The sequence below is a fragment of the Pseudomonas sp. PDM27 genome, assembly GCF_019219205.1.
GTDB lineage: Bacteria > Pseudomonadota > Gammaproteobacteria > Pseudomonadales > Pseudomonadaceae > Aquipseudomonas > Aquipseudomonas laurylsulfatiphila.
In genome coordinates this window covers 64705-87257 of the sequence record NZ_JAHUWF010000011.1, presented here as the reverse complement: position 1 = coordinate 87257, position 22553 = coordinate 64705, and the positions used below count along the sequence as shown (strand labels likewise).

At 62.5% G+C, this 22553-nt stretch carries 18 protein-coding genes and 3 tRNA genes; 17 read left to right on the top strand and 4 right to left on the bottom strand.

Annotation, left to right across the window (positions count from 1 at the left end):
- Positions 1-31 precede the first annotated feature (31 nt).
- The 14 genes from purF (at position 32) to KW838_RS21620 (ending at position 13089) form a co-directional block, all read left to right on the top strand.
- Complete coding sequence (gene purF / locus KW838_RS21685) at positions 32-1537, top strand: amidophosphoribosyltransferase (RefSeq protein ID WP_007975670.1); 1506 nt, start codon at positions 32-34, stop codon at positions 1535-1537.
- A gap of 73 nt (positions 1538-1610) precedes the next feature.
- A complete protein-coding gene (locus KW838_RS21680; RefSeq protein WP_015095883.1) occupies positions 1611-2822 on the top strand; it encodes an O-succinylhomoserine sulfhydrylase in 1212 nt (403 codons plus the stop codon).
- Positions 2819-3595, top strand: a complete 777-nt coding sequence (locus tag KW838_RS21675) for an SDR family oxidoreductase (protein WP_218503543.1) — start codon at positions 2819-2821, stop codon at positions 3593-3595. Before KW838_RS21680 ends, KW838_RS21675 begins: the two co-directional genes overlap by 4 nt.
- A gap of 176 nt (positions 3596-3771) precedes the next feature.
- Positions 3772-3847: transfer RNA gene (locus tag KW838_RS21670), tRNA-Val, on the top strand.
- A gap of 53 nt (positions 3848-3900) precedes the next feature.
- Positions 3901-3977, top strand: a tRNA-Asp gene (locus KW838_RS21665).
- Positions 3978-4070: 93 nt separating this feature from the next.
- Positions 4071-4147 (top strand) — tRNA-Asp (locus KW838_RS21660).
- Positions 4148-4525: 378 nt separating this feature from the next.
- The gene (locus KW838_RS21655; protein WP_218503542.1) at positions 4526-5035 is read left to right on the top strand and encodes a sigma-70 family RNA polymerase sigma factor; all 510 of its coding nucleotides are present in this window, start codon (positions 4526-4528) and stop codon (positions 5033-5035) included.
- Positions 5032-5982, top strand: a complete 951-nt coding sequence (locus KW838_RS21650) for a FecR family protein (RefSeq protein WP_218503541.1) — start codon at positions 5032-5034, stop codon at positions 5980-5982. Before KW838_RS21655 ends, KW838_RS21650 begins: the two co-directional genes overlap by 4 nt.
- Positions 5983-6049: 67 nt before the next feature.
- On the top strand, positions 6050-8473 hold the full coding sequence (locus KW838_RS21645) for a TonB-dependent receptor (RefSeq protein WP_218503540.1): 2424 nt from the start codon (positions 6050-6052) through the stop codon (positions 8471-8473).
- Between the two features lie 78 nt (positions 8474-8551).
- Positions 8552-9493 (top strand): ABC transporter substrate-binding protein, encoded by a 942-nt coding sequence (locus tag KW838_RS21640; RefSeq protein WP_218503539.1) that lies wholly within the window; start codon positions 8552-8554, stop codon positions 9491-9493.
- Positions 9493-10482 carry an iron ABC transporter permease gene (locus KW838_RS21635; RefSeq protein WP_102699280.1) on the top strand — a complete coding sequence of 330 codons (990 nt, stop codon included), beginning with the start codon at positions 9493-9495 and terminating at the stop codon, positions 10480-10482. Before KW838_RS21640 ends, KW838_RS21635 begins: the two co-directional genes overlap by 1 nt.
- The gene (locus tag KW838_RS21630) at positions 10475-11506 is read left to right on the top strand and encodes an iron chelate uptake ABC transporter family permease subunit (RefSeq protein WP_218503538.1); all 1032 of its coding nucleotides are present in this window, start codon (positions 10475-10477) and stop codon (positions 11504-11506) included. The genes KW838_RS21635 and KW838_RS21630 overlap by 8 nt, the downstream gene beginning before the upstream one ends.
- 12 nt (positions 11507-11518) lie before the next feature.
- Entirely contained in the window at positions 11519-12310 is a 792-nt protein-coding gene (locus tag KW838_RS21625) for an ABC transporter ATP-binding protein (RefSeq protein WP_218503537.1), read from the top strand.
- A complete protein-coding gene (locus KW838_RS21620; protein ID WP_218503536.1) occupies positions 12307-13089 on the top strand; it encodes an IucA/IucC family C-terminal-domain containing protein in 783 nt (260 codons plus the stop codon). The genes KW838_RS21625 and KW838_RS21620 overlap by 4 nt, the downstream gene beginning before the upstream one ends.
- Before the next feature lie 76 nt (positions 13090-13165).
- Here KW838_RS21620 and aldA read toward each other — a convergent pair whose 3' ends face one another.
- The 4 genes from aldA to KW838_RS21600 are packed head-to-tail and all read right to left on the bottom strand — an operon-like array spanning position 13166 to position 17947.
- Positions 13166-14599 (bottom strand): aldehyde dehydrogenase, encoded by a 1434-nt coding sequence (gene aldA, locus KW838_RS21615; protein ID WP_218503535.1) that lies wholly within the window; start codon positions 14597-14599, stop codon positions 13166-13168.
- 19 nt (positions 14600-14618) lie between these two features.
- Positions 14619-15419, bottom strand: coding sequence for an aldolase/citrate lyase family protein (locus KW838_RS21610; RefSeq protein WP_102699285.1), 801 nt, complete (start codon positions 15417-15419; stop codon positions 14619-14621).
- A 14-nt stretch (positions 15420-15433) separates the two neighbouring features.
- Positions 15434-16618 (bottom strand): L-rhamnonate dehydratase, encoded by a 1185-nt coding sequence (gene rhmD, locus KW838_RS21605; RefSeq protein ID WP_218503534.1) that lies wholly within the window; start codon positions 16616-16618, stop codon positions 15434-15436.
- Positions 16619-16651: 33 nt separating this feature from the next.
- Entirely contained in the window at positions 16652-17947 is a 1296-nt protein-coding gene (locus KW838_RS21600) for an MFS transporter (RefSeq protein ID WP_102699286.1), read from the bottom strand.
- Positions 17948-18071: 124 nt separating this feature from the next.
- On the opposite strand from KW838_RS21600, the gene KW838_RS21595 reads away from it, so the two are divergent.
- The 3 genes from KW838_RS21595 to KW838_RS21585 all read left to right on the top strand — a co-directional run bounded on the left by KW838_RS21595 (position 18072) and on the right by KW838_RS21585 (position 22552).
- Positions 18072-19013: a LysR family transcriptional regulator gene (locus tag KW838_RS21595; protein ID WP_015095870.1), complete on the top strand. Its 942-nt coding sequence runs from the start codon at positions 18072-18074 to the stop codon at positions 19011-19013.
- A gap of 175 nt (positions 19014-19188) precedes the next feature.
- The gene (locus KW838_RS21590; protein ID WP_218503533.1) at positions 19189-22020 is read left to right on the top strand and encodes a xanthine dehydrogenase family protein molybdopterin-binding subunit; all 2832 of its coding nucleotides are present in this window, start codon (positions 19189-19191) and stop codon (positions 22018-22020) included.
- Positions 22013-22552 carry a (2Fe-2S)-binding protein gene (locus tag KW838_RS21585; protein ID WP_218503532.1) on the top strand — a complete coding sequence of 180 codons (540 nt, stop codon included), beginning with the start codon at positions 22013-22015 and terminating at the stop codon, positions 22550-22552. The genes KW838_RS21590 and KW838_RS21585 overlap by 8 nt, the downstream gene beginning before the upstream one ends.
- The last annotated feature ends 1 nt before the right edge of the window (position 22553 follow it).

Below are 22553 nucleotides of genomic sequence, written 5' to 3'. Positions count from 1 at the left end.
GTTCAGATCCATTAAGTAGGGGTTGCGTCGCATGTGTGGCATCGTCGGTATCGTCGGTAAGTCGAACGTCAATCAGGCGCTGTATGACGCGCTAACCGTGCTCCAGCACCGCGGCCAGGACGCTGCCGGTATCGTGACCAGCCATGATGGCCGGTTGTTCCTGCGCAAGGATAACGGCCTGGTGCGTGACGTGTTCCAGCAGCGTCACATGCAGCGCCTGGTCGGTCACATGGGCATTGGCCATGTGCGTTATCCGACCGCGGGCAGCTCGACGTCGGCTGAAGCTCAACCGTTTTACGTCAACTCGCCTTACGGCATCACCCTGGCGCACAACGGTAACCTGACCAACGTTGAACAACTGGCCAAGGAGATTTACGAATCTGACCTGCGCCACGTCAACACCAGCTCCGATTCGGAAGTGCTGCTCAACGTGTTCGCGCACGAACTGGCCCAGCGCGGCAAGTTGCAGCCGACCGAAGAAGACGTGTTTGCCGCCGTCACCGACGTGCACAACCGTTGCGTCGGTGGTTATGCCGTCGTGGCCATGATCACCGGCTACGGCATCGTCGGCTTCCGCGATCCGCACGGCATCCGCCCGATCGTTTTCGGCCAGCGTCACACCGACGAAGGCGTCGAGTACATGATCGCCTCGGAAAGCGTTTCCCTGGACGTGCTGGGCTTCACCCTGATTCGCGACCTGGCGCCAGGCGAAGCGGTCTACATCACTGAAGAGGGCAAGCTGTACACCCGTCAGTGCGCGACCAACCCGTCCCTGACCCCGTGCATCTTCGAACACGTCTACCTGGCGCGTCCGGATTCGATCATCGACGGCGTGTCGGTCTACAAGGCCCGCCTGCGCATGGGTGAGAAGCTGGCCGAGAAGATCCTGCGCGAGCGTCCGGATCACGACATCGACGTGGTCATCCCGATTCCGGACACCAGCCGCACCGCCGCGCTGGAGCTGGCGAACCACCTGGGCGTGAAGTTCCGCGAAGGCTTCGTGAAGAACCGCTACATCGGCCGGACCTTCATCATGCCGGGCCAGGCCGCGCGGAAAAAATCCGTACGCCAGAAGCTCAACGCCATCGAACTGGAGTTCCGCGGCAAGAACGTGATGCTGGTGGATGACTCCATCGTGCGCGGTACCACGTGCAAGCAGATCATCCAGATGGCCCGCGAAGCCGGCGCCAAGAACGTCTACTTCTGCTCCGCGGCGCCAGCGGTTCGCTACCCGAACGTCTACGGCATCGACATGCCGAGCGCTCACGAGCTGATCGCGCACAACCGTTCGACCCAGGACGTGGCTGACCTGATCGGCGCCGACTGGCTGATCTATCAGGATCTGCCTGACTTGATCGAAGCGGTCGGTGGCGGCAAGATCAAGATCGACAAGTTCGATTGCGCGGTGTTCGATGGCCAGTACGTCACTGGCGACGTCGACGAGGCTTACCTGAACAAGATCGAACAGGCACGCAACGATGCCTCCAAGGTCAAGACGCAGGCAGTCAGCGCGATCATCGACCTGTACAACAACTGAGTTTCTACCGGCCCTGAGGGGCCGGTTTTGTATCCGGCTTTTAATTTAAGAGAATAGGGAAAGGAGTGACAGCATGAGTCAGGATTGGGATGCCGGTCGGCTGGACAGCGACCTCGAAGGCGTAGCGTTCGATACCCTGGCCGTACGTGCCGGTCAGCACCGTACGCCGGAAGGCGAGCACGGTGATCCGATGTTCTTCACTTCCAGCTATGTATTCCGCACCGCTGCCGACGCAGCCGCGCGGTTTGCCGGGGAAGTACCGGGCAACGTTTACTCGCGCTACACCAACCCGACCGTGCGCGCCTTCGAAGAGCGCATCGCCGCTCTGGAAAGCGCCGAGCAAGCTGTGGCCACCGCCACCGGCATGGCTGCGATCATGGCCGTGGTGATGAGCCTGTGCAGCGCCGGCGATCACGTATTGGTGTCGCGCAGCGTGTTCGGCTCGACCATCAGCCTGTTCGAAAAGTACTTCAAGCGTTTCGGCATCGAAGTCGATTACGTGGCCCTGGCGGATCTGTCCGGCTGGGATGCGGCGATCAAGTCCAATACCAAGCTGCTGTTCGTCGAGTCGCCGTCCAACCCGCTGGCCGAGTTGGTCGACATTGCCGAACTGGCGAAAATCGCCCACGCCAAAGGCGCGATGCTGGTGGTCGATAACTGCTTCTGCACCCCGGCCTTGCAGCAGCCGCTGAAAATGGGCGCGGACATCGTCGTGCACTCGGCCACCAAGTTCATCGATGGCCAGGGCCGTTGCATGGGCGGCGTGGTCGCCGGTCGCAGCGAGCAGATGAAAGAAGTGGTTGGCTTCCTGCGTACCGCCGGGCCGACCCTGAGCCCGTTCAACGCCTGGATCTTCCTCAAGGGCCTGGAAACCCTGAACCTGCGGATGAAGGCCCATTGTGCCAATGCCCAGCAACTGGCCGAGTGGCTGGAACAGCAGGAAGGCATCGAGAAAGTCCATTACGCCGGCCTCAAGAGCCATCCGCAGCACGAGCTGGCGCTGCGCCAGCAGAAGGGTTTCGGTGCGGTCGTCAGTTTTGAGGTGAAGGGCGGCAAAGAGGGTGCCTGGCGCTTTATCGATGCCACGCGCCTGATTTCGATCACCGCCAACCTGGGCGACAGCAAAACCACCATCACCCATCCGAGCACCACCTCCCATGGTCGCCTGGCGCCGCAGGAGCGTGAAGCGGCGGGCATTCGTGACAGCCTGATCCGCATTGCGGTCGGCCTGGAAGACGTGGCGGACCTGCAAGCCGATCTGGCGCGCGGCCTGGCTGCGTTGTGATCGAGTTGTCTGCGCCAAACACCGGCTCCAATGGCCGCGTAGCGCTGGTGACCGGTGCTGCGCGGGGCATAGGCCTGGGGATTTCGGCCTGGCTGATCAGCGAAGGCTGGCAAGTCGTGCTGACGGATCTGGACCGGGAGCGCGGGTCGAAAGTGGCGAAAGTGCTGGGTGACAACGCCTGGTTCATCCCCATGGATGTCGCCAACGAGGGACAAGTCGCGCTGGGCGTGGCCGAGGTGCTCGGCCAGTTCGGGCGCCTGGATGCGCTGGTCTGCAATGCGGCGGTGGCCGATCCGCACAACATCACCCTCGAAAGCCTCGACCTGGCCCACTGGAATCGGGTGTTGGCGGTGAACCTCAGCGGGCCGATGCTGCTGGCCAAGCACTGTGCGCCGTACCTGCGCGCTCACAGCGGCGCCATCGTCAATCTGGCCTCGACCCGCGCCGGGCAGTCGGAACCCGACACAGAGGCCTATGCGGCGAGCAAGGGCGGCTTGTTGGCCCTGACTCATGCGTTGGCCATCAGCCTTGGCCCGGAGATCCGGGTCAATGCCGTCAGCCCTGGCTGGATCGATGCGCGCGACCCTTCGGTGCGGCGCGCCGAACCCTTGACCGAGGCCGATCATGCCCAGCATCCGGCGGGCAGGGTGGGGACGGTCGAGGATGTGGCGGCGATGGTGGCCTGGCTGCTGTCGAGGAATGCCGGTTTTGTCACCGGTCAGGAATTCGTGGTCGATGGCGGCATGACCAAGAAGATGATCTATGAGCAGTGAAAGGCAGCTTCAAGCTGCAAGTTAAAGCGTGACGGTGGTGTGCCTGCTATATGCGTGCTTGCTTTTACTTGCAGCTCGAAGCTTGCCGCTAAAAGCTGTTTTTGAAAAAAACTTCAATCCTGCTATTGACTTAGGTTCGCTACCTGCGTAAATTTCGCGGCCTCGGAGATGCAAACGGGTGATTAGCTCAGCTGGGAGAGCGTCTGCCTTACAAGCAGAATGTCGGCGGTTCGATCCCGTCATCACCCACCACTCCCGAGATACTTGCGAAAGCAAGAGGTAGGCTGAAATGCCTCCACCGACGCGCAGCGGTAGTTCAGTCGGTTAGAATACCGGCCTGTCACGCCGGGGGTCGCGGGTTCGAGTCCCGTCCGCTGCGCCATATTTACCGAATCAGGCATGCTCTGATTCGAGATTGAAAAGCTACTGAGTTTTCAATCAGACGAGTTACTTGAGCATCTGCTCAAAGCGATACGCAGCGGTAGTTCAGTCGGTTAGAATACCGGCCTGTCACGCCGGGGGTCGCGGGTTCGAGTCCCGTCCGCTGCGCCATATCTGCCCCGAGGCCCACTGAACGCCTTGGAGCTACGAAGAAACCACTGGTTACTTCGAGTCGATAGCAAAAACCCTGGTCGAAAGACCGGGGTTTTTTGTGTCTGCGATTTGGCTTTTTCTCCTGCCTCGCGACCCTCAGGGTTTCACATATGCCGGCCTGGCGCAGATGCCCGGTAAATCCCGATGACTCTCGAAAATCCCCCTCAATAACCCGCAGCCTTGTTAACCGGCGCCTGCGCGGCCGAAATGCCTGCCTGTCATCAAATAATTCAAGCATTTACCGGGTGCAATTCGCACAAAGGACTTGGATTGCCCGCGCAACACTAATTAGAATGAGTCGCATTTAAATTATTTCTTCGCCCAGGGTTCCTTCAGATGAGTGATGCCGCGATGCCGCCGGAGCAAGCCTTCCACGACCTGTACCGCGACCATCGGGGCTGGCTCGAGGGCTGGTTGAGGCGACGCATGAGCAATGGCAGCGATGCAGCGGACCTGAGTCAGGATACCTTCGTTCGTGTACTGGCCAGCTCTCAGCGCATCGCCGACTTGCAAGAGCCTCGCGCCTACCTGGCGACCGTCGGCAAACGACTGCTGAGCAACTTCTACAAGCGTCGCAGCCTGGAGCAAGCCTATCTCGATGCATTGGCGTTGCTGCCCGAGGACTGTGTGCCGTCCCCGGAGCAACGCTGGATTCTGCTGGAGACCCTGCAAGCCCTGGACGAATTGCTCGATGGATTGCCGGGCCCGGTACGCCGCGCGTTTCTCTTGAGTCAACTCGAAGGCCTGAGCTATCAGGAGATTGCCGAGCGCCTGCAAGTCTCGGAACGCACGATCAAGCGCTACATGGCTCAAGCCTACGAACATTGCCTGCTGGTGGACATGTGAACGGTTCGGCACCTTCGGCCCAGACCCGACAAGTCGTGCGGGCCGCCGCGCAGTGGCTGGCCCTCATGGAATCCGGCTGTGCCAATGAGCGGGACCGGGAGCAGTTGCAGAGCTGGCGCGACAGCCATTCCAGCCATGAGCAGGCCTGGCAGAAAGCGCAGTGCTTGCGTCAACGTTTTGCCGACCTGCCATCGGGCCTGGCCATGGCCAGTCTGGACCGGCCGCAAGCCAGTCGACGCACGGTGCTCAAGCGCGCGGTCGGTGCAGTGGCGTTGCTGCCGACCGCCTGGTTGATCAGTCGGCAGTTGCCTCTGGATGCCTGGGGGGCCGACCTGCGCACCGCCACCGGGGAAAGCAAAAAAGTCCGGTTGGCCGATGGCAGCGCTGTGCAACTGAACACGGCCAGTGCCGTCGATATCGATCTGAAGAGCCGGCGCCTGACACTGGTGGAAGGCGAAATGGCGCTGAACGTGCCCGCGACTTCGCCGCTGACGATCCTCACGCGCTTCGGGCAAGTGACCGTCAGTCAGGGCGAAGTGTGTGTGCGTCAGGGGCAGACGGGCTGCAAGGTGTCAGTGCTTCGAGGCACGGTGCAGTTGCAGCCTCTGCACGGGCCGGTCTTTTCGTTGCGCGGCGGCCAGCAAGTCAGCCTGCAAGCGGCGGGTGCCGGCGCTGTGGAGCCATTCGATGTGCTGGCCCCTGGCTGGCGTGACGGAGTGCTGATGGCGCAGAACCAACCCTTGGGGGATTTCCTGCGCGAACTCAGCACCTATCGTCCGGGCGTGTTGCGTTGGGAGCCAGCGCTGGAATCGCTGCGCATCACCGGCAGTTTTCGCCTGGAAGACACCGATCGCATCCTCGCGCTTCTGGCGGTCAGCCTGCCGCTGGAGGTGCATTCGCGTACGCGTTATTGGGTAACGCTGGTGCCGCGCAAAAATAGTGTTTAACGCGTGTCCCCTTTTTTCGCGGCGCTTGTCATTCAAGGCAAGTGAAACGAAATCAGAGAGATTCTCAATGCCCGCAGTGATGCCTTGCAGTACGCGTCTGGCTCCATCCCGGTTGCGCCCGTTGATGCACTTGAGTCTGTTGTTGAGCCTGAGTGCCTGTCCGTTGTTCATCACTGCCGGTTGGGCAGAAGACGCGCCACGGCGCAGCTATCAGGTGCCAGCCGGTAGCCTCGGCGCGGCGCTGACCCGTTTCGCCGGCTTGGCCGGGGTCAATCTGTCCGTGGACCCGGCACTGGTGGGTGGGCGCACCAGCCCTGGCCTTTCCGGCGACTTCGCGGTGGAAGAGGGCTTTGCCCAACTGCTGCAGGGTTCCGGTCTGCAACTGCAACCGGTGGGCGAACAGGCGTACATGCTGACCCCGGCGCCAACAGGCAGCACCCTGCAATTGGGCGCGACCTCTATTTACGCGACGGCGGACACGGCGCACGGTGATCCGTATGCCGGCGGGCAGGTCGCACGCCGTGGGTCGCAAGGCTTGCTGGGCTCGAAAGACTTCATGGAGACGCCATTCAGCGAGACCACCTACACCAGTGAGTTGGTGAAAAACCTGCAGGCTCGTACCCTGGGCGACCTGGTTGCCAGCGATCCCTCGGTTCGCGCCACCAATCCGGCGGGTGGGCGGTATGAGCAGTTCACCATTCGCGGAATGAGCCTGTTCAACAGTGATGTCTCCTACAACGGTCTCTACGGCATTCTGCCGACGTACACCATCGACATGGAAATGGCCGATCGCGTCGATGTCCTCAAAGGCCCGAGTCAGCTGATCAATGGCATCTCGCCGCGGGGCAGCGTGGGCGGCGGGATCAACGTGGTGCCCAAGCGCGCCACCGACGTGCCCGTTACTTCGTTTACCGGCAACTACGCTTCCGACAGCCAGGTCGGCGGTGCGGTAGATATCGGTCGACGCTTTGGTGAGGGGGACATGTTCGGGGTTCGTTTCAACGGCGTGAAGCAGTCCGGCGACACCGAATGGGATCACCAGAGTGTTGACCGCGAGATGGCTGTGCTGGGCCTGGATTTTCGCGGTGAGCGCCTGCGGCTCTCGACGGACATCGGACACAACGAGCGTGACACCGACGCCCCGCAGGAGCGCGTACAGGTGGGTGCCAAGGCGCAGGTTCCGCACGCCAGCGATGTTCGCCACAACTATGCACAGCCATGGAGCAAGGCGCGGACCAAGGACACCTTCGGTACGGTGACCGGCGAGTACGATGTCAGCGATTCCGTCATGGTGTACGCCGGTGCGGGTGCGCGTAAAAGTAATCACGACTTCCTTCGGCACGCCGTAGCGGTCACCAACAATGCGGGCGATTTCAGTGTTCAGCCACGTGACTTCACCCGTGACGAAAATGTCCGCACAGCCAACGCCGGGGTCCGCAACTGGTTCCATACCGGTCCGGTGAGCCATGAAATCAACCTGGCTGCCAGCTACTTCTACATGGACTTCGAAAACGGTGGCGCCCGTTATGCCGCCGCCCCGAGTAACCTCTACAACCCTGTGGAAACACCTACACCCATCACGCCCACGCGACTCGATTCGCAGGTGTATACCGAGAACCGTTCCAGCAGCGTGGCGTTGTCCGACACATTGGGCTTCTTCGATGACCAGGTGCTGTTGACCCTCGGCGCACGCTGGCAGCGAGTGCAGGTTGACGACTGGACGGATAATGTCAAAGGCGACACGGGCTACGATGAAGAAAAGGTATCGCCCTCGGGCGGCATTCTGTTCAAGGCCACGGACAAGCTCTCGTTGTATGCCAACTACATGGAAGGCCTGAGCCAGGGCAAGATCGCCCCGTCGACCTCGGTGAACGAGGACGAGATCTTCCCGCCGTTCATCAGTCGGCAGGTCGAGGTCGGTGCCAAATATGATGCGGGTGCATTCGCCGTTACCACTGCGGTGTTCCGGATCAAGCAGCCGGCCTATGAAACCAACGCCACGACGCGGGTTTTCGGCCCGAACGGCAAACGCGAAAACAAGGGTGTGGAAGTCAACGTGTTCGGTGAGCCGCTCAAAGGTTTCCGCCTGCTCGGCGGCGTCATGTACATCGACAGCGAACTGACCGACACCACCAACGGCACCTTTGATGGCAACCGCGCGCCCGCCACGCCGGAATACAACGTCAGCCTGGGGGGCGAGTGGGACGTGCCGAATGTACAAGGCCTGACCCTCACCAGCCGCGGCATCTATTCCAGCTCGCAGTATCTGGACCAGTCCAATAACAAGGAAATCGATGCCTGGACGCGTGTCGACGTGGGCGCGCGCTACGCCTTCAAGGTTGAAGAAAAGAACATCACCCTGCGCGCCAATATCGAGAACGTGGCCGACAAGCGCTACTGGAGTTCGGCCGGGGCTTCGGATGACAGCGAGCCTGGATTGACGCTTGCGACTCCACGAACCTACCTGCTGTCGGCGACCGTCGACTTCTGAATCGATTCAACCGTGGAATGCGCCACAGGGATGGGCGCGACCGAGTTGTGTCATGAATCGATTGCAGAGGACCAGAGCATGCCCGGCCTGACTGACCCGCTCAAGAAAGAACAGCCCGACACGCCCTCCAGGCGCACGCTGCTGCGCCTGTCCCTGGGCCTGCTTGCGCTCAGGTTTGCCCCGTCGGCGTGGGCCCGGGCCGACGCTGCGCCGCTGCGGGTGATCACCCTGTTCCAGGGGGCCACGGACAGTGCCGTGGCGCTGGGCATCACACCCTGCGGCATCGTCGATTCCTGGAGTGAAAAGCCCACTTATCGCTATCTGCGCTCGGCACTGGAGCCGGTGCCCCATGTCGGGCTGGAAACCCAGCCCAGCCTTGAGGATATCGCGCTGCTCAAGCCGGACGTGATCATCGCCTCGCGCTTTCGCCATGAACGCATCGCGCCGTTGCTCAAGCAGATCGCCCCGGTGGTGATGCTCGAGGAAGTGTTCGAGTTCAAAAAGACCCTGGCGTTGATGGGCCTGGCCTTGCACCGCCAGCAGCGCGCCGACGAGGTGTTGGCCCGCTGGCAGTGGCGCACGGCACAACTGCGCGAGCAACTGCAGCAGGAATTTGCCGGGCGCTGGCCGCCGACGGTGTCGATTCTGGATGTCCGTGAGGACCATATCCGCAGTTATCTGCCGGCCAGTTTTCCGGGTTCGGTGATCACCGAGCTGGGGTTTGGCTGGAGTGAGGCCAGTCGCGCGGCGAGCGGGGTATCGATCAAACTCACCAGCAAGGAGAGTCTGGCGGTGGTCAATGCCGACATTTTCTTTGTCTTCTTGCGCGCGGAGAAACCGGCGGTGCAGCGAAACTATGAAAGCCTGGTGCAGCATCCGCTGTGGCAGCAAATGCGTGCGCCGCAACAGGGGCAGGTGTGGCGGGTCGACGGAGTGGCCTGGAGCCTGTCGGGCGGGATGCTCGGGGCGAACCTGATGCTCGATGACGTCGCACGGCTGGTCACGGCGGACCTGTCCTGATGAGCAATGGTTTGAAGTTGTGCTGTGCCGCCGTGGTGTTGCTGCTCAGCGGCGTGCTGAGCCTGGCGGTCGGAGCCACCTGGATTCCGTTGTCGCACATTGCCGCCGCGTTCGTGCATCCCGATCCGCTGAGCGTCAGCCATGTGCTGGTGACCACCACACGCCTGTCGCGCACCTTGATGGCGATGGCCGTGGGCGCGAGCCTGGCCGTGGCGGGGGCCTTGATGCAGGCGCTGACGCGCAATCCGCTGGCGTCCCCCGGGTTGTTCGGGATCAACGCCGGCGCGACGTTTTTTATCATCCTGTGCTCCTCGCTGTTTTCCCTGTCATCCCCGGATGCCTGGCTGTGGAGCGCGTTCATCGGCGCGGCCGTGGCCGGCAGTCTGGTGTGGCTGATCGGCAACATGGGGCAGGGCAGTCTCAGCCCGCTGCGCATTGTGCTGGCGGGTGCGGCGATGGCCGCTTTGTTCTCCGCGTTCAGCCAGGCGTTGCTGGTGGTCAATCAGGATGGGCTGGACACGGTGCTGTTCTGGCTGGCGGGCTCGTTGACCGAGCGCAGCCTGTCGGTCGCCGCGCCACTGCTCATCTGTGGCGTGCTCGGGTTGCTCGGCGCGATGTTGCTGGCGGGTCAGGTCAACGTGCTTGACGCAGGCGAGCAGATCGCCACCGGCCTGGGTCAGCGCACCGGTTTGATCCGGCTGCTGATGAGCGTGCTGGTGGTCTGTCTGGCGGGCAGTGCCGTGGCATTGGCCGGCAGCATCGGGTTTATCGGCCTGCTGGTGCCGCACATGGTGCGCAAGGGCCTGTCCATCGATCATCGCTGGTTGCTGCCGGGGTGTGCGCTACTCGGCGCGATTGTCCTGCTGCTGGCCGATACCTTGTCGCGGGTGTTGATCCTGCCGCAGGAGGTCCCGGTGGGCGTGATGACGGCGCTGTTCGGCGCACCCTTCTTCATTCTGCTGGCCCGGCGTGGAGGTCGTTATGGATAAGGTCCTGACCTGGCGCCGCAGCGGTTTTTCCCGGCGGATCAATGTCACTACGTTGTGGCGGTTACTGGCGGCGTCGATGGTGACGGCGCTGATCATGCTTGGCTCCCTGTCGCTGGGCAAAGTCATGCTGTCGCCGTTGGAGGTGCTGCGGATTGTGCTGTCGAACCAGGACGCCAGCCTGACGTTCATCGTCGAGCAACTGCGCTTGCCGCGCATGCTCCTGGCGGCGTTGGTCGGGGCGGCGTTGTCGGTGTCGGGGCTGATTCTGCAAAGCATCATCCGCAACCCGCTGGCTTCACCTGACCTGCTGGGTATCACCAGCGGTGCCAGTGCGGCGGCCGTGCTGTATCTGGCGTTTTTCTCCGTGGCGCTGGGCCAACAGTATCTGCCGCTGGCGGCGATGTGCGGTGCGGGGCTGGCGGCATTGGCGATCTATCTGCTGGCCTGGAAGCAGGGGGCCTCACCGCTGCGCCTGGTGTTGATCGGGGTCGGCATCAGCGCGATGTTGACCGCTGCGACCACCTTCATCCTGGTCTTCAGTCCGCTGACCACGACCCTGTCGGCTTATGTCTGGCTGACCGGCAGCGTGTACGGCGCCAGTTGGCCGGAACCGCTGGCGCTGGGGCGCTGGTTGTTGGGTATCTGCCCGCTGCTGGTGCTGCTGGCCCGGCAGGTGAGGGTGCAACAACTGGATGACGCTCTGGCCCAGGGCATTGGCGTTCGTGTGCAGTGGCTGCGCGCCGGTTTGTTGCTGGTGAGCGTGGCATTGGCCGGTGCAGCGATTGCCTGGGGCGGGGCGATCGCGTTTGTCGGGCTGATTGCGCCGCACATTGCCAAGTGCCTGGTAGCCCCGGGTTTTGGTGGCCAGGCGGTGATGGCCGCGTTGGTCGGGGCGAACCTCGTGGTGCTGGCCGACCTCGCCGGGCGTGTCCTGTTTTTGCCGCTGGATCTGCCGGCGGGGATTTTTGTCGCCGTGCTGGGCACACCCTTTTTTCTCTATTTGTTGATTAAACAGCGTCATTAAGGAATTCAACGCATGACGTCGATTGCAAGTCGCCGCCTGACCCTGAGTTACCAGCGCCAGGTCATTATTGACGCGCTGGACATGCAACTGCCCCAAGGCAAGATTTCGGTACTGATCGGCAGCAACGGCTGCGGCAAAAGCACCTTGCTCAAATCCTTCGCCCGACTGCTCAAACCGCAGCAGGGCTCGGTGATTCTCAACGGTGTGGATATCCAGCAAAAATCCACGGCCACTGTGGCCAGGGAGTTGGCCATTTTGCCTCAGACCCCCAGCGCGCCGGAGGGCATCACCGTGCGGCAGTTGGTGGCGCTGGGGCGTTATCCGTATCAGAGCTGGATGCAGCAGTGGTCGACTGAAGATGAGGCCATGGTCAACCGCGCGCTGACGCAAACCAGCCTGCAGGCCCTGGCGGACCGACCGGTGGACGCGTTGTCCGGTGGGCAGCGCCAGCGCGCGTGGATCGCCATGACCCTGGCCCAGGACACCGGCATCGTGCTGCTCGACGAACCCACCACGTTTCTCGACCTGGCGCACCAGATCGAAGTGCTGGACCTGCTGCGCGACCTCAACCGGCTCGAAAACAAGACCATCATCATGGTGCTGCACGACCTCAACCTGGCCTGTCGTTACGCCGACCACATGGTCGCGGTGCACAACCGGACGGCCTTTGCCCAGGGGCGACCCGACGAGGTGTTGACCGAACCCTTGGTCAAAACCGTATTCGACCTCAATTGCCGGATCATTGCCGATCCCTTCTTCGGCACGCCGTTGTGCATTCCGTTTGGCCGGGAATTGCCGCAATGAGTCTGGCACGTCATTTCACCGCCTCGCAGTGGACGATGTTGTCCGGCGGCTTGCGGCTCAAGGACGGCGACGAGCGCGACCCGTTGCGTTCGCTGATGGCCCGGGACTTGTTGCAGGAAGACGTGTGCGAGCAACTGCTGGACACCCTGGGCCCGGTGATCGGCTCGCCGACCCGGGCGATCACCGCCTCGCTGCTGGGCAAGCGCTTGTCGTTTCTGGCGACCGGCGCCTGTTTGTATGCGCTGTCGGTGTATGACAAGGGGCTGTTGTTGACGCTCGACAACACGCTGATCGAATACGGCCACGATGATGGGCAGTGGACGTCGTCAATGCCCCTGCATCACGGTCTGCCCCTGACCTATGGAGCCAATGAGCGCGAGGCCTGGCGGGAGGCCCTGGTGCGGGGACTGTTCGCGGGTCTGCTGCAACCGTTGTGGCACACCTTCAACCGTGTCACCGGTGTCTCCCGGCGCATCCTCTGGGAAAACACGGCCGTGCGCGTGTACTCGCTGTATGAAAAACGCATGGCGAAAATCGAAGACCCGTCAGTGCGCGAGCGTTGTGAAGCGGATTTCAATTGGCTGCTGACACAAGCCGAGCCTGCGTTGTTCGGTCTCGATTACAACCCGCTGAGCCATTTCCGCCGACCGCCGACGCAGGTGGACGACGGGCAGCGCAGCATTCGCTTTCGCCGAACCTGTTGCTTCTATTACCTGGCCACCGAACCCGCTGAATACTGCTCGACCTGCCCGTTGCTACGTCCGGGGAAATGCCGATGAGATGTGCATTTCAGGAGGGCGGGGCAGACGCCTGAGCGATGGCACAGGCGCCTTCCCTTCACAGAAAGTGCGTGACTCAGCCTTGCAGATACACCGCGTGGGTATGGGTGTATTCGTACAGCCCGTGCTTGCCATCCGCGCCGCCGATGCCGGACTTGCGCACACCGGCATGGAACCCCTGCATCGCTTCGAAGTTCTCGCGATTGACGTAGGTTTCGCCAAAATCCAACTCGCGCATCGCCTGCAGGGTTTTGCTCAGGTCACGGGTGTAGATCGACGAAGTCAGGCCATAGTCGCAGTCGTTGGCCAGGGCGATGGCTTCGTCCAGGTCGTCGATTATCTGGATCGGCAGCACTGGCCCGAAAATCTCTTCGCGCATGATCTCCATGTCGGCGCGACAACCGGCTAAAACAGTGGGCTGGAAGTGGAAGCCATTCGGCAGGTCGGCCACTTGCCCGCCGCTGATCAGGCTTGCGCCCTGGCTCAACGCGGTGCGGACTTTGCGGTTGACGCTGTCCAGCCCCTGGCGGTTGATCAGCGGGCCCATCTCCACGTCGGGCTGGGCAATCGGGTCGCCATAACGGGTCGCACTCATGGCCGCCGCGATGCGTTCGATGAACTGATCCGCCACCTTGCGCTCGACATAGACCCGCTCGGCGCAATTGCACACCTGGCCGCTGTTGATGATCCGCGAATCGCGGATCGCCCGGACCGCCAGGTCGAGGTCTGCATCCGCCAGCACAATGGCCGGCGCCTTGCCGCCCAGTTCCAGGTTGAGTTTGGTGATGTTCGGCGCGGCGGCGGCCATGATTCGTGAGCCGGTGTCGACGCTGCCGGTGAAGCTGATCATGTCCACGCCCTTGTGCGCGCTCAGTGCCGCGCCGACTCGGCCGTCACCGCAGACCACGTTGAACACGCCGGGCGGCAGGTCGGTCTCGGCGACCAGCCGGGCAAATTCGAAGCAGTTGTTCGGGGTTTCTTCGCTGGGCTTGATGACGATGGTGTTGCCGGTCAGCAGGGCCGGGGCCATTTTTCGGGCAATCAGGAAGAAGGGGAAATTCCACGGCAGGATCCCGGCCACCACGCCCAAGGGTTTGCGCAACAGGAGGATGTTTTCGTTCTGGCGGTCGCTGGTGATGATTTCGCCTTCGATACGCCGGGCCCATTCGGCCATGTAGTCGAGGTAGTCGGCGGTGAAATTGACTTCGACTTCCGCCAGCCCGCTGATCTTGCCTTGCTCCAGGGTGATGGTGCGCGCCAGGTGCGAGACGTTTTCCCGCAGTTTCGCGGCGATCCGGCGCAAGTAGCCGGCGCGGTCATTTGCCGGTTTGCGCGCCCAGTCTTTCTGCGCGGCACGGGCGGCAGCGAGGGCGCGGTCGACGTCCTCGGCGGTCGAGGCCGGGACTTTCGACAGCACGGCGCCGGTGGCCGGGTTGATCACATCGAGGTGGGCAGCGCTGGCCACGAATTGGCCGTCGATGAAGTTTTCGTAAACAGGCATGGATGACATGGTGCGACTCCTTGGCAGATCAGTAAGTGCGTGACGGCGCTTGAGGGGTGGCAGGTTCGCGATAGCGGGCGAGGGTGGCCATGGCGCCTTGGCGCAACAGGCTGATGTCGATGGCCACTGCAATGAACTGGCAGCCCCAGCGCTGGTAGCGGCGGGCGTCTTCTTCGTTGGGGGCGAGAATCCCGCAGGCCTTGCCGGCCGCCAGTGTGGCGTTCACGGCGTGTTGAATCCGCTCCTGGACTTCCGGGTGGCCGGGGTTGCCGGCATGACCCAGGCCGATCGACAAATCCGCCGGCCCGATAAACACCGCATCCACGCCCTCGACGGCGGCAATCGCGGCGACGTTTTCCACGCCGGTGCGCGATTCCACCTGCACGATCAGGCACAGTTGTTCGTGGGCGGTATTCAGGTAATCCGGCACGCCGTCCCAGCGCGTGGCCCGGGTCAGGCCGCCGCCGACCCCGCGGATGCCGTGGGGCGGGTAGCGCATGGCGCGCACCAGTGCCTGTGCCTGCTCAGCGGTTTCGACCATCGGGATCATCAGCGTCTGCGCGCCGATATCCAGCAGTTGCTTGATCAGGTTGGCATCGCCGTTCACCGCGCGCACCACTGGCGCGGTCGGGTAAGGCGCCACGGCCTGCAACTGGGCGAGTACGCCGGGCACGGTGTTGGGCGCGTGCTCGCCATCGATCAGCATCCAGTCGTAACCGGTGGTGGCGACGATCTCGGCGGCGTAGCCGGTGGCGAACCCGGCCCAGATGCCGTACCGGGTTTCGCTGTTGTTCAGTGCGGCCTTGAACGCGTTGTGCGGCATGTTCATCACGAACTCCTTTCTCAGCGGTTGTACGGCCGATGCAGTTGGCATTCCGGGTTGAGGGTCACGCCGAATCCTGGCTGGTCGAGCGCGGACAGGCGCATGCGGCCATTGACCGGCACCGGTTCGCCGAGCAATTGCGGGTGGAACATCGGCACCACTTCGTCAGCCTTCGGCGCCATCATCAGGAACTCGGCGAACGGGCTGTTATGCCGGGTGGCGACGAAGTGGTAGCTGTACACCGAAGAGCCGTGAGGGATGACCAGCGCGTTGTGGGCATCGGCCAGGGCCGAGATCTTCACCAGTTCAGTGATCCCGCCGCACCAGCCGACATCCGGCTGGATGATGTCGCAGCAGCCCATCTCCAGCAGCATGCGGAAGCCCCAGCGCGTGGCTTCGTGTTCGCCGGTGGTCACCAGCATGCCCTTGGGTACGTTGTTGCGCAGGGCGGCATAGCCCCAGTAATCGTCCGGCGGCAGGGCTTCTTCGATCCATTTCAAGCCATGTTCGTGGGCGCCGACCGCCAGTCTGGTGGCGTAGTTGAGGTCCAGGCTCATCCAGCAATCGAGCATCAGCCAGAAGTCCGGGCCGACACGCTCGCGCATGGTCGCCAGTTCGTCGAGGTTCTTGCGCAGGCCTTCTTCGCCTTCGGCCGGGCCGTGGTGCAGCGGCATCTTGCCGCCGATGAAGCCCATTTTCTGCGCCAGGTCCGGGCGGGCGCCGGTGGCGTAGAACTGCAATTCGTCGCGCACCGCACCGCCGAGCAACTGGTGCACGGGCTCCTGGCGGATCTTGCCGAGCAAGTCCCACAGCGCCAGGTCGACGCCGGAGATCGTATTGATGACGATGCCCTTGCGCCCGTAATACAGGGTCGACTGGTACATCTGGTCCCAGATTTTTTCGATGTCGGTGACCCGGGCGCCTTCGAGGAAGCGCGCCAGGTGCTTCTCGACAATGTAGGCGGCAGGCTCGCCGCCAGTGGTCACGGCAAAACCGACGGTGCCGTCGCTCGCCTCGATCTCCACCACCAGGGTGCCGAGTACGTTGATGCCGAAGGTGCGGCGGCTCTGGCGGTACTCGGGGTATTTGCTCATCGGCGTGGCAATGTGATCGTCGATCCAGTGGCCGTCGGCCTGGTCGTGATAATCCGCACCGCCGCCTCGCAGCGTGAAAGCGCGGACGTGTTTGATGGTTGGAATGCCCATGGTGTGATTCCTTTTGTTAAACGGCGGTCAGGTTTAAACGGTGGCCGGTTTGTTCGAGGCTTCATGGCCGGGCGCGCGTACGCCCAGCACCAGCAACGCGGCGATGACGGTGGTAACGGCGAGCACGTACAAGCCTGCTGCCGGTGAATGGAAAGCGCCTTCGGCCCAGTTCTTCAGGATGGGGGCGATGAAGCCGCCGAGGGCGCCGAACGAGTTGATCAGGGCGATCCCGGCCGCGGCGGCGCTGCCGGCGAGGTAGCTGGAGGGGAAGGTCCAGAACACCGGTTGCACGGCGATGAAGCCGGAGGCGGCAAAACACAGGGCGATAATCCCCAGCAGCGGATTGCTGAAGGTCACCGAGCAGGCGATCCCGGCGGCGGCCATCAGCAAGGTCAGGCACGCGGTGCGGCGGCGTTCGCCGGTGCGGTCGCTGTAGCCGGGGATCAGGTAGGCGGCGATCAAGGCGCAAATCCATGGAATCGCCGTGACCAGGCCGACCATCAGCCCGACCTTGGTCCCGAGCAGTCCGCCGACCTGGCTTGGCAAGTAGAACACCACGCCGTAGACGCTGGCCTGGATCAACAGGTAGATCAGGCACAGGTACAGCACCGAGGGTTGGCAAATGACGTTGAGCAGACTGCGGCCGTGATTCTGTTTATGGCTGTCTTCCTGATCGAGCAGGGTCTGCACTTGCTGGCGTTCCTCGACGGTCAGCCACTTGGCGTCGGCCGGCCGGTTGTCCAGGTACCAGTAGGCCCAGATGCCCACCGCCGTTGCCATCAGGCCTTCAACGGCAAACAGCCACTGCCAGCCGTGGAAGCCGGCGAAGCCGTCCAGTTCCAGCAGCAGGCCGGACAACGGGCTGCCGAAGATGAATGCCAGCGGCGCACCGAAATAGAAGAAACCCATGGCCTTGCCGCGCACGGCGCTGGGGAACCAGTAGGTGAGGTAGAGGATCACGCCGGGGAAGAAGCCGGCTTCGGCCACGCCCAGCAGGAAGCGCAGGATGTAGAAGCTGGTTTCTGTGTGGGCGAAGACCATGGCGGCGGAGACCAGGCCCCAGGTGACCATGATCCGGCACATCCACAGGCGGGCGCCGACGCGGTGCAGGATCAGGTTGCTCGGCACTTCAAGCAACGCGTAGCCCACGAAGAACACCCCGGCGCCGAAGGCGAAGGCGGCATCGCTGATGTTGGTGTCGGCTTGAAAGGCTTGCTTGGCGAACCCGACGTTGGCGCGGTCGAGGAAGGCCATGATGTACATCAGCAGGAGAAACGGGAGTAGCCGCCAGGAAATTTTGGCGAGCAGAGGCGCGGGTAGAGTCTTCATCGCAGTTTTCCTTTGGTAGGGCATTTGTTCTTATGGGGAAGACTGTACGGCCGCTGATCGATGCGTTACAAATCGAATCTAGCTCACAACTGATACCTTTAGGGTATCGATAAAAAGGCCCGCCATGACCACACCGATCATCTCCCGCAGCCTGCTCAATCGCCTGCGCTACAAGCATCTGCACATGCTGGTGACGCTCAGCAGCAGCCAGAACCTGCACCGCGCTTCGCAAAGCCTGAACATGTCGCAACCGGCGGCAACCCGCATGCTCCATGAGATTGAAGACATGTTCGGCTGCGATCTGTTCGAGCGCCTGCCGCGGGGGATGCGCCCGACAGCGCTGGGCCAGGAGCTGATTCGCTTTGCCGAGTCGGCCATCAGTGGTCTGGACCGTTGTGCCGAGGACCTGATGGCACGGCAGCAGGGCGGCTACGGCTATCTGTCGATCGGTACCATCATGGGCGCGGCGCCAGGCCTGGTCATGGACTCGATTGCCGAGATCAAGGCGCTCAATCCGCAGCTGCGGATTCGCATCATGGGCGACACCAGCGACCAGGTGATCCAGTTGCTGGAACAGGGCCGCATTGACCTTGCCATCGCCCGGCGCAATGCCGCCACCGACAGTGAGCATTACGTCTTCGAGCAATTGGGTAACGAACGCTTACTGGTGGTGGTGCACGCCGGCCACCCGCTGGCCCGGCGCAAAAAACTGGACATGGCCGAGCTGGTCAGCGGTTGGCCGTGGATCCTGCAACCGGAAACCAGTCCGGCGCGCATCGGCCTGGATCAGGCCTTGCAGCGGTTAGCCTTGCCGCTACCGGCGGACATCATCGAATGCAGTTCGGTGTACTCCATGCAGCAACTGATTCAGCTGACCGACGCGATCATGGTCCTGTCGGAAACCGCATTGCGCGACTATCTTAAAATGGGCCTGGTGGTGGCGTTACCGGTGGAACTGGATGTGCAGATGGCGCCATTCGGGTTGTTGTTGCGCAAGGGCGAGCACATCAGCCGGGAGTTGGGGTTGTTCATCGAACTGCTGCGTCGAAAAGTCGCGGTTTTTTGATTCCTTGGTCAGTTTTTAGTTTTCCGCGAAGGCATAAGCCTATAAACTTAACCTTTCGGTCAGCTTTGCACTGTCAACAACAGCCCTTTGCATCGTCGAAAAGGGCTTCTGCAAGACTCGAGATTTCCAGTACATAACCAGAAGGGCGGACCCATAACCGCCCAGAGGATGATCCATGTCCAACCGTGATATATCCCGGCGCTCGTTCCTTCAGGGCGGGCTGGTAGCGGGTGTGAGCGTGACGCTCACACCATTGAGCAGCCAGGCGCTGGCCGCCTTGATGGAAAACAGCGTGACCGTGCCGTCCGAGCAGTGGCTCGGCAACAATGGCAAGGCGCGCGCCCGTAACGATGCCTTGTCCAAGGTCTGCGGCAGCAAGGTCTTTGCCCGCGACATCCGCGCCAAGGACATGCCGGGCTGGCCGCAGCAACAAGGCCACGCCATGCTGCTCAAAACCATCAAGGCCGACCACATCTTCGCAGGCATCGACCTGTCGTGGCTGGGCGCCGAGTTGCAGCCGGACCGCATCGTCACCGCCGAAGACCTGGTCAAGGACGGTATCGTGTTCCCTGAGGAGCACGCCCCGGATCCATTGTTGCCGGCCGGCAAGGTGCCGATGTTCATCGGGCACCCGGTGGCGATCCTGATCTGGAACGACTTCGAGCGTTTCCGTCAGGCCAAGAACCAGCTCAAGTTCAATGACAAGGCGATCCGCTACGGCGATAAAGTGCCGTTCTTTGAAGGCGATCCTTACGGCAGCTTCCGCTACGTGCGCGTCGGCGGTGCGACCTCGGCGGATGAAGACGAGTTCGCCAGCCTCAAGGATTCGATCCTGTTCCCGATGCTGAAAAACCGTCGCCCGGTGTGGAACTCCCAGCCGAACCTGCACGGCAACCTGACCGAGCGCGGGTTGTTCTACGCCGACCGCATGAAGCAGCAGATCGATACGCCGCCGGACAACTGGCTGGTGTTCGACGAGCGCTACAAGACCCCGTCGATCGAACCGGCCGCCCTGGAACCGGACAACGGCAACGGCTGGTACGACCCGGCGACCAAGACCCTGCATTTCGTCGTCGCCACCCAGTGCCCGCTGGAAGCGGCGACCGAGACCGCGAAGATGATCGCGCCGTCGCGTTTCGGCCTGGCCAACCTGAACATGCACCCGGGTTACACCGTCGGTTATGGCTCCAAAGACCACAACATTTTCGTCTACTACGCAGCGCTGGCCGCGTTGTACGGCGCCGGTGTGCCGGTGCGCCTGGCCAACGACCGCTACGAGCAGTTCCAGAGCGGCATCAAGCGTCACCCGTTCGACATTCGCTACCAGTTGGCGGTGGACAAGAACGACCACAGCTTCAAGATCTTCCGCGCTGAAATGAGCGTCGACGGTGGCGGGCGAATCAACTACAGCCCGTCGGTGGCGGCGGTGGGCGCCACGGCCGCGCAATCGATCTATTACATGCCGCAGAACGACCTGCAGGTCACGGCTTACCATTCCCGTGCGGTAGAAGCCGGGTCGATGCGTGGCTACGGCACCCTGCAGAGCATGGCGTCGACCGAAATGATGGTCGACGAAATCGCCGATCGCCTGGGTATCGATGCCATTGAACTGCGCCGCAAGAACGCGCTGCGCTCGGGCATGAAAAACACCCAGGGCGCGATCCCGGCCGGTGCCCTGCGCCTGCACGAGATTCTCGACAAGGCGGCGGTCCACGAGGTCTGGAAAAACCGCGACGCGATCAAGAAACAACGCGAAGCCGCCGATCCGGATAACTGGTACGGGGTGGGTTTCGCCATCTGCCAGAAAGACTTCGGCACCGGTTCCGAAGCGCCGATGGCCAGTATTGAGTTCACCGCCGAAGGTCGCATCAGCCTGCGCCACATCGGTATCGAGATCGGCACCGGCATGTCGACCTCGCAGGCCATGGTCGTGGCCGATTTCCTCGGTATCCCGGCGCACGAAGTGAAGACCGGTGAAACCGAATGGAAGGAGTTGCAGCTGATCAGCAGCGGCAACCCGTACATCATGAGCCAGGCCGAACAGGATAATGTCCTGCGCAACCCGCGTTGGGTCGGCAAGGTGGCTTCGGCATCGTCGGCCACCAACTCGGCGTACTACTTCAGCCACGCCACCCGTGAAGCGGCGCGCGTGCTGTTCAACCACGGCCTGTGGCCGGCGGCGATGGAGATCTGGCGCCAAGGCCCTTACGGCGGCCAGGCCAACCCTTACGTGGTGCGCCGCGAAGACGCCCATTGGGTCGACGGCAAGCTCACCGCCAACGGCATGGAACCCCTGCCGTTCGCCATGCTGGCCAAGCGTGTTCACGAGCGCGGCCTGGTGAGCGGCGCCACGGTGCACGGTTTTAACCGCTGGAGCTGGGCCGAGGCCGAGTTCAGCATCGACGGCGTGCGTGAGCGCTTGCCGCTCGACGGCCTGGCCGTGAAGTACGGTGACGGTGCACCGAAAGCGAAGAAGGCGCAGATGAACAGCGCCGGTTTCCATTTGCTGGACCGGCAGAACATCGCCTACCCGGCAACCCAGTTGAACAACGCGGCGGTGACGTACTACAGCCCGGTGGCCACGCTGGTGGAAGTGAAGGTCAACAAGGGTTCGAACGAAGTGTCGGTACTCAACCATCACTCGTGGGTCGAGTGCGGTCGCGTGCTGGTGCCGGAACTGGTCAAGGGCCAGCTCGAAGGTGGCATCGCCATGGGCATCGGCCATGCGCTGATGGAAGAAATGCCGCTGTACGAAGGCGGGCCGGGGGAGGGTGACTGGAACTTCAACCGTTACCGCCTGCCAATGGCGCGGCATGTTGCGGTGTGGAAGCAGACGGCGGAGATCCTGCCGCCACTGTCGCCAAGCGACCCGTCCAAGGGCATCGCCGAAGTGGTGATGATTCCGGTGGTCGGTGCCATCGGCAATGCCGTGGCCCATGCCATCGGTAAACGTGTCCGCGACCTGCCTATCACTTCTGCACGCATCAAGGAGGCCCTCAATGGCTAACCGTCCGCTTCAACTGACCCTCAACGGTCAATCCGTCGGCCCGGTGGACATCCCTGATGACCTGCCGATGATCGACTACCTGCACGAATACAAGAACCTCACCGGTTCGCGCCTGGGCTGCGGCCAGGGCATCTGCCACGCCTGCGTGGTGATCGTCGACAACCCTGACGGCACCAGCGAAGAAGTGCGCACCTGCATCACCGGCGCGCACTATTTCGAAGGCAAGAAAGTACGGACCATCGAAGGCCATGCTTCCTGCGACGAGCAGGGCAAGGTCACCGAGCTGAACCCGATCCAGCAGCGCTTCGTGGATGAGTTCGCCTTCCAGTGCAGCTACTGCGCGCCGGGCTTCGTCAATGCCGCGACCGTGCTGGTGGAAAAGCTGCAGCGTCAGCCGATCGTCAAAAGCCAGCTGGAAAAAGTCATCGAGGACAGCCTCGGTCATCACATCTGCCGTTGCACCGGGTACGTGCGCTACTACAGCGCCACCCGCAACGTGCTGACTGATCTCGGCCTGGTCAAGGAGGGTTAAG

What these genes read in the sequence shown, in the direction of transcription:
- purF (WP_007975670.1), top strand. Translation starts at nt 32, where the DNA reads ATGTGTGGCATCGTCGGTATCGTCGGTAAGTCGAACGTCAATCAGGCG.
- KW838_RS21680 (WP_015095883.1), top strand. Translation starts at nt 1,611, where the DNA reads ATGAGTCAGGATTGGGATGCCGGTCGGCTGGACAGCGACCTCGAAGGC.
- KW838_RS21655 (WP_218503542.1), top strand. Translation starts at nt 4,526, where the DNA reads ATGAGTGATGCCGCGATGCCGCCGGAGCAAGCCTTCCACGACCTGTAC.
- KW838_RS21645 (WP_218503540.1), top strand. Translation starts at nt 6,050, where the DNA reads ATGCCCGCAGTGATGCCTTGCAGTACGCGTCTGGCTCCATCCCGGTTG.
- KW838_RS21640 (WP_218503539.1), top strand. Translation starts at nt 8,552, where the DNA reads ATGCCCGGCCTGACTGACCCGCTCAAGAAAGAACAGCCCGACACGCCC.
- KW838_RS21635 (WP_102699280.1), top strand. Translation starts at nt 9,493, where the DNA reads ATGAGCAATGGTTTGAAGTTGTGCTGTGCCGCCGTGGTGTTGCTGCTC.
- KW838_RS21630 (WP_218503538.1), top strand. Translation starts at nt 10,475, where the DNA reads ATGGATAAGGTCCTGACCTGGCGCCGCAGCGGTTTTTCCCGGCGGATC.
- KW838_RS21625 (WP_218503537.1), top strand. Translation starts at nt 11,519, where the DNA reads ATGACGTCGATTGCAAGTCGCCGCCTGACCCTGAGTTACCAGCGCCAG.
- KW838_RS21620 (WP_218503536.1), top strand. Translation starts at nt 12,307, where the DNA reads ATGAGTCTGGCACGTCATTTCACCGCCTCGCAGTGGACGATGTTGTCC.
- aldA (WP_218503535.1), bottom strand. Translation starts at nt 14,599, where the DNA reads ATGTCATCCATGCCTGTTTACGAAAACTTCATCGACGGCCAATTCGTG.
- KW838_RS21610 (WP_102699285.1), bottom strand. Translation starts at nt 15,419, where the DNA reads ATGAACATGCCGCACAACGCGTTCAAGGCCGCACTGAACAACAGCGAA.
- rhmD (WP_218503534.1), bottom strand. Translation starts at nt 16,618, where the DNA reads ATGGGCATTCCAACCATCAAACACGTCCGCGCTTTCACGCTGCGAGGC.
- KW838_RS21600 (WP_102699286.1), bottom strand. Translation starts at nt 17,947, where the DNA reads ATGAAGACTCTACCCGCGCCTCTGCTCGCCAAAATTTCCTGGCGGCTA.
- KW838_RS21595 (WP_015095870.1), top strand. Translation starts at nt 18,072, where the DNA reads ATGACCACACCGATCATCTCCCGCAGCCTGCTCAATCGCCTGCGCTAC.
- KW838_RS21590 (WP_218503533.1), top strand. Translation starts at nt 19,189, where the DNA reads ATGTCCAACCGTGATATATCCCGGCGCTCGTTCCTTCAGGGCGGGCTG.
- KW838_RS21585 (WP_218503532.1), top strand. Translation starts at nt 22,013, where the DNA reads ATGGCTAACCGTCCGCTTCAACTGACCCTCAACGGTCAATCCGTCGGC.